This is a genomic window from Bacillus sp. 123MFChir2, from assembly GCF_000383235.1.
Lineage (GTDB): Bacteria > Bacillota > Bacilli > Bacillales > Bacillaceae_G > Bacillus_A.
Map to the genome: position 1 here is coordinate 19,263 of NZ_KB910926.1, position 11,925 is coordinate 31,187.

12 protein-coding genes and 4 tRNA genes are annotated in these 11,925 nt (G+C 36.8%); 15 read left to right on the forward strand and 1 reads right to left on the reverse strand.

Going from position 1 to position 11,925, the window contains the following annotated elements:
• Nucleotides 1–11: 11 nt before the first annotated feature.
• A complete protein-coding gene (gene yyaC / locus H280_RS0103210; RefSeq protein WP_020059671.1) occupies nucleotides 12–608 on the reverse strand; it encodes a spore protease YyaC in 597 nt (198 codons plus the stop codon).
• 412 nt (nucleotides 609–1,020) lie between these two features.
• Between yyaC and H280_RS0103215 the strand changes: the two genes are divergently transcribed.
• The 15 genes from H280_RS0103215 to H280_RS0103285 all read left to right on the forward strand — a co-directional run bounded on the left by H280_RS0103215 (nucleotide 1,021) and on the right by H280_RS0103285 (nucleotide 11,854).
• Nucleotides 1,021–1,902, forward strand: coding sequence for a mechanosensitive ion channel family protein (locus H280_RS0103215; RefSeq protein ID WP_020059672.1), 882 nt, complete (start codon nucleotides 1,021–1,023; stop codon nucleotides 1,900–1,902).
• A gap of 20 nt (nucleotides 1,903–1,922) precedes the next feature.
• Nucleotides 1,923–2,120 (forward strand): DUF951 domain-containing protein, encoded by a 198-nt coding sequence (locus H280_RS0103220; protein ID WP_020059673.1) that lies wholly within the window; start codon nucleotides 1,923–1,925, stop codon nucleotides 2,118–2,120.
• Between the two features lie 221 nt (nucleotides 2,121–2,341).
• Nucleotides 2,342–3,442 (forward strand): redox-regulated ATPase YchF, encoded by a 1,101-nt coding sequence (ychF, locus tag H280_RS0103225; RefSeq protein WP_020059674.1) that lies wholly within the window; start codon nucleotides 2,342–2,344, stop codon nucleotides 3,440–3,442.
• A gap of 191 nt (nucleotides 3,443–3,633) precedes the next feature.
• Entirely contained in the window at nucleotides 3,634–3,921 is a 288-nt protein-coding gene (gene rpsF / locus H280_RS0103230; protein ID WP_020059675.1) for a 30S ribosomal protein S6, read from the forward strand.
• Nucleotides 3,922–3,951: 30 nt separating this feature from the next.
• Nucleotides 3,952–4,461, forward strand: coding sequence for a single-stranded DNA-binding protein (gene ssb / locus H280_RS0103235; RefSeq protein WP_020059676.1), 510 nt, complete (start codon nucleotides 3,952–3,954; stop codon nucleotides 4,459–4,461).
• Between the two features lie 44 nt (nucleotides 4,462–4,505).
• The gene (gene rpsR, locus H280_RS0103240) at nucleotides 4,506–4,742 is read left to right on the forward strand and encodes a 30S ribosomal protein S18 (protein ID WP_020059677.1); all 237 of its coding nucleotides are present in this window, start codon (nucleotides 4,506–4,508) and stop codon (nucleotides 4,740–4,742) included.
• Nucleotides 4,743–4,850: 108 nt separating this feature from the next.
• Nucleotides 4,851–5,789, forward strand: coding sequence for a YybS family protein (locus H280_RS0103245; RefSeq protein WP_020059678.1), 939 nt, complete (start codon nucleotides 4,851–4,853; stop codon nucleotides 5,787–5,789).
• 226 nt (nucleotides 5,790–6,015) lie between these two features.
• On the forward strand, nucleotides 6,016–7,989 hold the full coding sequence (locus H280_RS0103250) for a DHH family phosphoesterase (protein ID WP_020059679.1): 1,974 nt from the start codon (nucleotides 6,016–6,018) through the stop codon (nucleotides 7,987–7,989).
• Nucleotides 7,986–8,432, forward strand: coding sequence for a 50S ribosomal protein L9 (gene rplI, locus H280_RS0103255; RefSeq protein ID WP_020059680.1), 447 nt, complete (start codon nucleotides 7,986–7,988; stop codon nucleotides 8,430–8,432). Before H280_RS0103250 ends, rplI begins: the two co-directional genes overlap by 4 nt.
• Before the next feature lie 27 nt (nucleotides 8,433–8,459).
• A complete protein-coding gene (dnaB, locus tag H280_RS0103260) occupies nucleotides 8,460–9,821 on the forward strand; it encodes a replicative DNA helicase (protein WP_020059681.1) in 1,362 nt (453 codons plus the stop codon).
• 212 nt (nucleotides 9,822–10,033) lie between these two features.
• Nucleotides 10,034–11,323 carry an adenylosuccinate synthase gene (locus H280_RS0103265; protein ID WP_020059682.1) on the forward strand — a complete coding sequence of 430 codons (1,290 nt, stop codon included), beginning with the start codon at nucleotides 10,034–10,036 and terminating at the stop codon, nucleotides 11,321–11,323.
• A gap of 162 nt (nucleotides 11,324–11,485) precedes the next feature.
• A tRNA-Lys gene (locus tag H280_RS0103270) sits at nucleotides 11,486–11,561 on the forward strand.
• Nucleotides 11,562–11,573: 12 nt separating this feature from the next.
• Nucleotides 11,574–11,645: transfer RNA gene (locus H280_RS0103275), tRNA-Glu, on the forward strand.
• 17 nt (nucleotides 11,646–11,662) lie between these two features.
• Nucleotides 11,663–11,738 (forward strand) — tRNA-Asp (locus H280_RS0103280).
• A gap of 43 nt (nucleotides 11,739–11,781) precedes the next feature.
• Nucleotides 11,782–11,854 (forward strand) — tRNA-Phe (locus H280_RS0103285).
• Nucleotides 11,855–11,925: the final 71 nt, after the last annotated feature.

Sequence of the window (11,925 nt, forward strand, 5' to 3'; positions counted from 1 at the left end):
ACCATCTTCAGTTATAGATGGTTTATTTTTTTCATTACAGCAATTTTTTTATCAGTTTCAATGATACTTTCTGCAATACCAGTAGCCATTTTCATAACAAGATTTAGTCTTGTATTTTGTAGTACAAAAAACTCCATAAATCCATTTAAATTTACAATACCATGAATATGCATATCACCAATCGCGGGAAGATTTTTATTCATAGCTGCTCCAGGTTTACTAGGACCTTTTCCAACTGTAATTGAACCAATATTTTGTGATTTTCCTAAACAAGCATCAATTGCAATAATAAAAGGATGCATAAATGATTGGTGTATTTCTGTAATTGTTTCTTCCAAGTTTAAAGCGTGGACGGGTGATTCTAGTGTTCCGTATAAATGAAAATTTTGAATGTTATAATCCTGTAATTTTGAGCCAACAAGAGGTCCTAATGCATCACCAGTTGAGCGATCCGTTCCAATACACAGTATAATAAGTGGAGGGTTTTGTTCGATTGGGAGATGAGAAAGTAGAAAACTACTAATTGTTTGATTGCAATTTACATCATGATACATAATCTGCTGTGAATCTTTTTCAAAAAAAGGTAAACGAAAACTTCCGATATTCACGAAGCATCCATCCTTTAATAGAGTTTAGTCATAAACTTGATTTTTACATATTGTATATTTCTCCTAAGGTAAGAACTATTTTGCTTTTAGTTTAGGGAAAACTTCATTTGATATTAGGTGATTTTGGGTATTCCTGTTGCGTAGATGTAGCTTTCTTATGGGATAAGAGTGTTATAAAAGGTATGATATGAGCAGAAGAGGTGGGCACTCTTGTATATGGATTTATAAAGTATAAAAAGGATGAAGCGTACCATGTAGTTTGTAGAATACTAGTACTAGTATATAAAAAAGTGTGTCATTTTATACCTCATGGAATGCGAAAATAAAAGTGTATGAAAGAACTTTTTTCGTAAAATATAGGAGAAATTCTGTTACAATAAATAATGAATATGAGATAGAAAGGTAGGTCGCGATGAAAGGACTTCACGACTTATATACAGACTTTACAAATGGATTGTTAAATGCAGGGTTATGGGAGAGTATCGGTCTTGGTTTGCTGAAAATCACACTTATTTTATTTATTTCGAGTGTAGTTATTCGAATTGGCAGAGTGATTATCCGTAATGCTTTCAAAATGAAGGCAAAATCACCAATTCAAATTTCTGAAAGACGAACGATGACAGTAGCGAAGTTGTTAGAAAATATTCTAACATACGTTATCTTTTTCATTGTAATAATTGCGATTTTAGGGGTATTTGGAATTGATACAAAAGGATTATTAGCTGGTGCAGGGGTTGTTGGTTTGGCGGTTGGTTTTGGTGCACAAAACTTAGTCAAAGACGTTATCACTGGATTCTTTATTTTATTAGAGGATCAATTTTCAGTAGGAGACTATGTACGCTTAGGTCAATTTGAAGGAGTTATCGAAGAAATTGGCTTACGCACAACAAAAATGAAGAAATGGACAGGAGAAATTCACATTATTCCAAATGGAAGTATTAAGGAAGTAACAAATTTCTCTGTTAGTAATAGCGTTGCCTTTGTAGATGTATCGATTTCATATGAAAGCGATATTGAACATGCAGAGCAAGTCCTTGAAAAGTTATTAGATGAATTACCAACAAGGTATGAACAAATGATTGCTCGCCCGCAATTATTAGGTGTGCAAAGCTTAGCAGCATCAGAGGTTGTGTTGAGGGTTACAGCTGAAGTAGAACCGATGCAACATTTTGCAGTGGCGAGAGCGCTGCGTAAAGAAATTAAAAGTCGTCTAGATTTACACGGGATTGAAATTCCATATCCGCGTATGGTTTTATACAACCGTGAAGAGCTGATGAATGAAAAAGTAAATTAGCAGTGAGAGGAGTTTAAAGAATGGAGCAAAAACAATATAACTTGCATGACGTAGTGGAAATGAAGAAAGCTCATCCATGCGGCGAAAATCGTTGGAAGATTATCCGTATGGGAATGGACATCCGTATTAAGTGCGAGGGGTGTAACCATTCAGTATTAATTCCTCGAAAAGAATTTGATCGTAAGGTGAAAAAAGTACTTGTAAAACATGAGGAGTAGATGAAATAGGAAACAGTAGCGTTGTTGCTGCTGTTTTTTTATTTAGCAATTAATGGGCAGTAAGGTTCTCACTTCAAAGTTGTAAGAAATCTGCAGAAGAGAGAAGGCAAGAAATGGTCTGTAAAAGATTATTCGTTTCATTTGATAAATTTGGATGAAGCTTGTCATTTTATTCGTTACTATCTATAATGATGGAAGATTGAGTCATAGGAGTGGATTATATGGGATTAACGGCTGGTATCGTTGGATTACCGAACGTAGGTAAGTCAACACTATTTAATGCAATTACACAAGCGGGAGCGGAATCTGCGAACTACCCATTCTGTACAATAGATCCAAACGTTGGGATCGTAGAAGTTCCAGATCATCGTTTAAATAAATTAACTGAGCTTGTAGAACCGAAGAAAACTGTGCCAACTGTCTTTGAATTTACAGATATCGCAGGTATTGTAAAAGGTGCGAGTAAAGGTGAAGGATTAGGAAATAAATTCTTATCTCACATTCGTCAAGTAGATGCAATTTGCCAAGTAGTTCGTTGTTTTGAAGATGAGAATATTACGCACGTAGCAGGAAAAGTAGATCCAATTGCAGATATTGAAACAATTAATTTAGAGCTTATTTTAGCGGATTTAGAATCTGTTGATAAGCGTCTTGAACGCGTTACAAAACTAGCGAAACAAAAAGATAAAGATGCTGTATTTGAACATGAAATCTTAGTTCGCTTAAAAGAAGCATTTGAAGAAGGACAACCAGCTCGTACAGTTGAATTTACTGAAGAACAAATGAAAGTAGTAAAAGGTCTTCACTTATTAACAATAAAAGAAATGCTATATGTAGCAAACGTTTCTGAAGATGACGTAATGGATCCATCTGGAAACGAATATGTACAAATTGTAAAAGAATTTGCTGCAAAAGAAAATTCTCAAGTAATTGTTGTTTGCGCAAAAATCGAATCAGAAATTGCTGAGTTAGATGAAGAAGAAAAGAGGGTCTTCCTGGAAGAACTAGGAATTGAAGAATCTGGCCTAGATCAATTAATTCGCGCAGCTTATGATTTATTAGGGTTGGCTACTTATTTCACAGCGGGTGTGCAAGAAGTACGTGCTTGGACATTTAAAACAGGAATGAAAGCACCTCAATGTGCTGGAATCATTCATACGGACTTTGAACGTGGATTTATTCGTGCAGAAACAGTGTCTTATGATGATTTAGTAGGAAATGGCTCTATGACAGCTGCTAAAGAAGCTGGAAAAGTACGTTTAGAAGGAAAAGAGTACATTATGAAAGACGGAGATGTTGTGCACTTCCGTTTTAATGTATAATTTTTATTTCCTAGGAAAAAAATAAAGTATTTAACTTGGCAAATTCATTGGATTTGCCAAGTTTTTTTATGCTTTCGTGAGTTGCTTACTCCAACTTACTATGATATAATCTAAACTCGTGAGTAATTACTATAAATTAATTGCTCCTTGCCCCGTGTGGGCCGTTTAGACCAAAAGGAGGTGAAAGTGTAATGAAAAAGTACGAAATCATGTACATCATTCGTCCAAACATGGAAGAAGAAGCTCAAAAAGCTTTAGTTGAACGTTTTGCAGGCGTTTTAACTGACAATGGTGCAGAAATCATTAACACAAAAGATTGGGGTAAGCGTCGTTTAGCTTACGAAATCAACGACTTACGTGACGGTTTCTACATGATCTTAAACGTAAATTCTAACCCAGAAGCGGTTAAAGAATTCGATCGTTTAGCTAAGATCAGCGAAGATATCATTCGTCACATCGTTGTTAAAGACGAAGAATAATCATTAAGATATATAGGGAGAGTGGTTCGATTGATGAATCGTGTTATACTCGTTGGTCGTTTAACTAAGGACCCTGACTTACGTTACACGCCCAATGGTGTTGCGGTAGCTACTTTCACGTTAGCTGTGAATCGCGCATTTACGAATCAGCAAGGTGAGCGTGAAGCTGACTTTATTAACTGTGTAATATGGCGTAAACAAGCAGAGAACGTAGCAAACTTCTTGAAAAAGGGTAGCTTAGCAGGCGTAGATGGACGTCTTCAAACTCGTAATTACGATGGACAAGATGGTAAGCGTGTATATGTAACAGAAGTTCTAGCGGAGAACGTACAATTTTTAGAACCGCGTAATAGCGGTGGTGAGCAACGCGGTTCATTCAATCAGCAGCCATCGGGAGCCGGATTCGGAAACCAAGGCTCTCAAAATCCGTTTGGTCAATCTAGTAACAATGGCAATAATGCTGGATTTACTAAAAATGACGATCCATTTGCAAATGTAGGTCAACCAATTGATATTTCAGACGATGACTTACCTTTCTAATGGCATAGACGGAACATTTTAACACGAAATGGAGGGAAATGAACATGGCAGGAGGACGCAAAGGTGGACGTGCGAAACGCCGTAAAGTGTGTTTCTTTACATCTAACGGTATCACTCGCATCGACTATAAAGATGTTGATTTATTAAAACGCTTTGTTTCTGAGCGTGGTAAAATTTTACCACGTCGTGTAACAGGTACTAGCGCAAAATACCAACGCAAATTAACAGTTGCAATTAAACGTGCTCGTCAAATGGCACTTTTACCATATGTTGGTGAATAATAACGTATGAAATGCACAGTAGAGTATCACTCTACTGTGCATTTTGCTATTCTCTTCTTTTTGTTAACCACGATAGAAGTTTCACTTTATAGAAAGAGGGTGTGAAGAATGAAGCGTACACGGCTCATTACAGAAGGAGCAGTATTACTTGCTTTATATGCCATTTTGCTTCTTGTGTCTCTGTATATGCCTGTTTTAGGGGGTATATGTATATTTGCACTGCCGTTGCCATTTCTTATTTTTTCAGTTAGATACCAGTTAAGTAGTGCTTGTATGTTATTAGGAGCGGCAATTTTTGTAACACTTATTGTGAGTTCGCCTCTTAGTATTGCCAATACACTTATGTTCGGAATAACAGGAATTATATTAGGACACATGTATAAAAAGAAAAAAAGTGTTATTGAAATTTTATTGGTCGGAACGCTTGTATATCTTGTGAGTTTTGTATTGCTGTATATTGTTAGTGTACAGTTTTTTAATATAGATATTGTGAAGCAGATGCAAGATATGTTCAAACAATCAATGGAACAAAGCGAGAAGTTTATAAAAATGGCGGGTGCATCTGTAAATGAAGGGCAGCTAGCTGAATTGAAAAAAGCGGTTAATACAATTGGGATGCTTTTACCAACCGTACTTGCTATGGCTTCACTATTCTCTTCTTGGATTACTATTTTAATTGCTAATCGTGTTTTAAAACGATTAAAGTATACGACGATATCTTGGCCGAAATTCCGTGATATGCAAATTCCTAAGAGCATTGTTTGGCTGTATGTCATGACTGTTTTGTTCGCTTCTTTTGTAAAAATAGAAGCAGGGTCATATGTAGAAATGGTGTTCTTAAATTTATCAACAATTTTTACTTTTTTACTGTTGTTTCAAGGGTTTTCATTCCTTGCTTTTTTTACAAATGCAAAAGGATATACTAAAGCTGTTCCAATCTTAACCTTTGTTGCAGGGTTCTTTGTTCCAGTTTTGTTTCCTCTTATGACAATCTTAGGTATAATTGATTTAGGCTTTTCGTTACGATTGAAAGTACAGGTAAAATAAGTATTTGAAACAAAGTACTTTTTATAAGCCTTTTGTAACGGAACATAGAAATCAAAGCTTTTATCCTGCTATGAATAGGCAGTAGAACTCTCACTTCAAAAAATTGAGAAGTCAAAGAAGATCTGTAGAGGATAACTGCTAGCATATGCCCGATTAGTTCAACTAACTATCAGTGGAGATACAAAAAACTCTCTGATGGAAGTTTCACTTTATAGGAGTTGTATATATGCCTGAATTTTATAAGAAACAGCGGTTTCTATATCCTGTTTATGTATTGGCGTTTTTAGCATTTTTGCTCATTACTATTCTTGTTTATTTTCATTGGATGACGGGGATGATTTCCTTTGTTGTTTTTTGTATTGTTTTATTTTTTGTTATTAAATTTGAACTTGCATTTCAAAGAAGTGTTGAAAAGTATACGAATGATACGATTACAAGGGTAAAAAAGGTAAGTAATGAGGCTTTTAATCAAATGCCGATTGGAATTTTACTATATAATAAGGATTATGGGATCGACTGGGCAAATCCATATCTATCTTCTTGTTTAGGACAACATTCTTTAGCTGGATGGCACTTGTATGATTTATCAGAAACGCTACTTTTATTTACAAAAGGGGAAACAGCTAATGATATCGTATCTTTAAACAATCGGAAATTTCGTGTGTTTGCGAGGAAAGAAGAGAAATTAATCTATTTCTTTGATGTGACAGAACAAACAGAAATAGAGAAAATGTATGAAGATCAAAGAACAGTACTCGCTGTTATCTATTTAGACAATTACGATGAAGTAACACAAGGATTAGATGATCAATTGCGTACAAATATTACAAGCCACGTTACATCTTTACTAAATGAATGGGCTGTGAAGCATGGAGCTTATTTGAAGCGCGCTTCATCTGAACGATTTTTTGTTGTGTTAAATGAAAGTGTTTTAACGCAGATGGAGAAAGGGAAATTTGATATTTTAGATCAAGTGCGTGAAGAAACGTCTAAACGAAATATTCCTCTTACTCTTAGTATTGGTGTTGGTTCTGGTGATTTATCACTAGTAGAACTTGGGGCTATGGCGCAATCTGGTCTCGACTTAGCGCTTGGCCGTGGTGGAGATCAAGTGGCTATTAAACAAGCAACAGGCAAAGTAAAGTTTTATGGCGGGAAAACGAATCCTGTAGAAAAACGTACTCGTGTACGTGCACGTGTGATTTCTCACGCTTTAAAAGATCTTGTGTTGGAAAGTAGCAATATCATTATTATGGGACACCGGGCACCGGATATGGATGCAATCGGAGCTGCAATCGGGATTTTAAAAGTAGCACAGCTAAATGAGCGCGAAGGATATATTGTATTAGATGAAAATGATTCTGATAAAGGGATTAAGCGTTTAATGGACGAAGTTAAGCAGCACGAGGAATTGTGGTCGCGCTTTATTACACCGCAGCAGGCACTTGAATTTGCGAATGATGATTCGCTTCTTGTTGTAGTAGATACGCATAAACCATCTATGGTTATGGAAAGAAAGTTGCTTGATAAGATTGAAAATGTTGTTGTAATTGATCATCATCGACGCGGTGAGGACTTCATTGAAGATCCGTTGCTTGTTTATATGGAGCCATATGCATCATCTACAGCAGAACTTGTAACAGAGCTGTTGGAATATCAGCCTAAGCGTTTGAAAATGAATATGCTAGAGGCAACAGCTTTACTGGCAGGTATTATTGTGGATACCAAGAGTTTTACATTCCGCACTGGAGCGCGTACATTTGATGCGGCTTCCTATCTTCGTTCTCATGGCGCAGATACGATATTGGTACAAAAGTTATTAAAAGAAGATATGGCCCATTATTTACAAATTGCAAAAACAATTCGAAATGCGTACATTTATAAAAATGGGATTGCGATTGCAAAGGTAGATGGTGATGGGTTTTATGATCAAGTATTAATTGCCCAATCAGCTGATACATTGCTCACAATGACAGGAGTAATTGCCTCTTTCGTAATTGCACAGCGCAGTGAAAGTGTGATTGGAATTAGTGGGCGCTCTTTAGGAGAAGTAAATGTACAACTTATTATGGAAAATTTAGGCGGAGGCGGTCATTTAACAAATGCTGCAACGCAAATACAAGACATATCAATTGATGAAGCAGAAGCAAACTTACAATCTGTTATAAATGAGTATTTAGAGGGAGGAACACAAACATGAAAGTAATCTTTTTAAAAGACGTAAAAGGTAAAGGGAAAAAGGGGGAAATAAAAAACGTACCAGATGGTTATGCAAATAACTTTTTATTAAAACAAGGACTTGCAACTGAAGCGACAAATGCAAATGTGAAAACATTAGATGCGAAAAAGCGTAAAGAAGAAAAAGATGCAGAATTAGAGCTTGAAAAGTGCAAGGAATTAAAAGAAACTCTAGAAAAGTTAACAGTAGAATTAAAAGCAAAATCGGGTGAAGGTGGCCGTTTATTCGGTTCTATTACAAGTAAACAAATTGTAGATGGCTTACAAAAAACTCATAATATTAAACTTGATAAACGTAAATTTGAAATGGACGATGCAATTCGTGCATTAGGATATACGAACGTTACTGTAAAATTACATCCACAGGTAACAGCAACAGTAAAAGTACATGTTACTGAGCAATAAACAAACGATTGAAGAGGAGGTTTGCGTATGAGTGACGTATTTGCTGATCGTACCCCTCCGCATAATATTGAGGCTGAACAAGCCGTATTAGGAGCTATTTTTCTCGATCAAGAAGCATTAACATCAGCTTCGGAAATGCTAATGCCAGAAGACTTCTATCGAACGGCACATCAAAAAATTTATCAAATGATGCTCGATCTTTCTGATAAAGGAGAGCCTATTGATTTAGTTACCGCAACAGCAGCACTTGCTAATCAAAATTTGTTAGAAGAAATTGGCGGTGTTTCTTACTTAGCTGAACTAGCGGAAGCTGTACCGACGGCTGCCAATGTAGAATATTATGCACGTATTATCGCAGAAAAATCGATTTTGCGCCGGCTTATTCGGACAGCAACGCATATTGTGTCGGATGGTTATGAACGAGAAGATGATGTCGAGAGTCTATTAAATGAAGCCGAGAAAAAAATATTAGAAGTATCTCAGCGTACGAATACAAAAGGTTTTCAAAATATTAAAGATGTTCTTGTGGCAGCTTACGATAAAATTGAGTTACTGCATAATCAAAAAGGTGAAATTACAGGAATCCCAACCGGTTTTACCGAGTTAGATCGTATGACAGCGGGTTTCCAGCGCAATGATTTAATTATTGTAGCGGCGCGTCCATCTGTAGGGAAAACAGCATTTTCTTTAAATATTGCTCAAAACGTTGCGACAAAAACGGACGAAAACGTTGCAATTTTTAGTTTAGAGATGGGGTCCGACCAGCTTGTTATGCGTATGCTTTGTGCAGAAGGGAATATTGATGCACAACGTCTTCGTACAGGAACTTTAACTTCAGACGACTGGGCGAAATTAACGATGGCAATGGGAAGTCTCTCAAATGCAGGTATTTTTATTGATGATACGCCAGGTATTCGCGTTAGTGAAATTCGAGCGAAGTGCAGGCGTTTAAAACAAGAACATGGTCTTGGAATGATTCTGATTGATTATTTGCAGCTTATTCAAGGTAGCGGGAAATCTGGTGAAAACCGTCAGCAAGAAGTATCGGAGATTTCTCGTACATTAAAAGGGCTTGCGCGTGAACTAGAGGTTCCGGTTATTGCTTTATCTCAGCTTTCTCGTGGTGTAGAATCCCGTCAAGATAAGCGTCCGATGATGTCGGACATTCGTGAATCAGGAAGTATTGAGCAAGATGCTGATATAGTAGCATTCTTATATCGTGAAGATTACTATGACCGAGAAACAGAAAATAAAAATACAATTGAAATTATTATTGCTAAGCAGCGTAATGGTCCAGTAGGTTCAGTTGAACTGGCGTTTGTGAAGGAATTTAACAAATTCGTAAACTTAGAACGGCGCCTTGATGATGGGCACGCACCGCCAGCATAGTGAGAGTATAAAAAAGAGGCATATTTCTTATAATAAAATGTGCTTCTTTTTTGTTTGTAAAAAATAATGCTTTACATAAGTAAGAAGAATTCTTACGAACGAAAAAGATAAAAGATAAAAAAATGTTCGTTTTTAAATTGACTTCTCTTTGCATTTTGGTACAATTATATTGTTTGAAAAGTTCGTTTGAAAATTTCGGAGGTGCTTGAATAATGTCTTCAGTAGTAGTTGTAGGAACACAGTGGGGCGATGAAGGAAAAGGTAAAATTACTGATTTTCTTTCTGAACATGCGGAAGTAGTTGCGCGCTATCAAGGCGGAAATAATGCGGGACATACAATTGTTTTTAATGGTGTTAAATATAAATTACACTTAATTCCATCTGGTATTTTCTATAAAGAAAAAGTTTGTGTTATCGGAAACGGTATGGTAGTAGATCCAAAAGCTTTGCTTGAGGAATTAAAATACTTGCATGATTGTGGCGTAAGCACTGATAATTTACGTATTAGTAACCGTGCACACGTTATCTTACCTTATCACTTAAAGCAAGATGAGTTAGAAGAAGAGCGTAAAGGTGATAATAAAATTGGTACAACGAAAAAAGGTATTGGTCCTGCATACATGGATAAGGCTGCTCGCACAGGTATTCGTATGGCAGACCTTTTAGATCGTGAGGCATTTAAAGAAAAGCTTGAGCGTACCCTAGCGGAAAAAAATCGTTTATTTGAAAAAATGTATGATGCAGAAGGATTCAGTGCAGAAGAAATTTTCGAAGAGTATTTCGAATATGGTCAACAAATTGCACACTATGTATGTGATACATCTGTTGTATTAAATGATGCATTAGATGAAGGACGCCGTGTATTATTTGAAGGTGCACAAGGTGTTATGCTTGATATTGATCAAGGTACGTACCCATTCGTTACATCTTCTAACCCAGTTGCTGGTGGTGTAACAATCGGTTCTGGTGTAGGACCTTCTAAAATTAAACGCGTAGTAGGTGTATGTAAAGCATATACAAGCCGTGTAGGTGACGGTCCATTCCCAACCGAGCTTCATGATGAAATCGGTAATCAAATTCGTGAAGTTGGCCGCGAATATGGTACAACAACAGGACGTCCACGCCGTGTAGGTTGGTTTGATAGTGTTGTTGTAAGACATGCTCGTCGCGTTAGTGGTCTTACAGATTTGTCTTTAAACTCTATCGACGTATTAACAGGCATTCCGACTCTAAAAATTTGTATTGCATACAAATATAACGGCGAAATTATTGATGAAGTTCCAGCAAACTTAAATATTTTAGCAAAATGTGAGCCAGTATACGAAGAGCTTCCAGGTTGGACAGAAGATATTACGGGCGTAAAAACATTAGCTGAACTTCCTGAAAATGCAAGACGTTATGTAGAACGTGTGTCTCAATTAACAGGTATTTCATTAGCTATGTTCTCTGTTGGTCCAGACCGTAGCCAAACAAATATTGTCCGTAACGTATACGGTATCTAGTCTTGTTTTTTTCTTAAAAATACGGTATATTAAAAAAGAATCCAAGTTATATGGGTTCTTTTTTTATGTTTTTATAAAAAAACATAAAAAAGTATTGCAAAAAGAAAACATTTCATGATATTATAAATCCTGTCGTCACGAAAACATGACATTGGTGAACATGAGCCATTAGCTCAGTTGGTAGAGCATCTGACTTTTAATCAGAGGGTCGAAGGTTCGAGTCCTTCATGGCTCACCATTTTATTTTCGTGGCCCGTTGGTCAAGTGGTTAAGACACCGCCCTTTCACGGCGGTAACACGGGTTCGAATCCCGTACGGGTCACTTCTTTATATTTTTTTGGTCCCGTGGTGTAGTGGTTAACATGCCTGCCTGTCACGCAGGAGATCGCCGGTTCGACCCCGGTCGGGACCGCCACTTTTGTTTAATACCACAATTAGTGGTTTTATATATATGTTTTGGCTCGGTAGCTCAGTCGGTAGAGCAGAGGACTGAAAATCCTCGTGTCGGCGGTTCGATTCCGTCCCGAGCCACTTCCAAGGATATTAAGTGGGCCCGCTTAATATCCTTTTTATATTGTACAATTTTACAAATGAGATTAGTT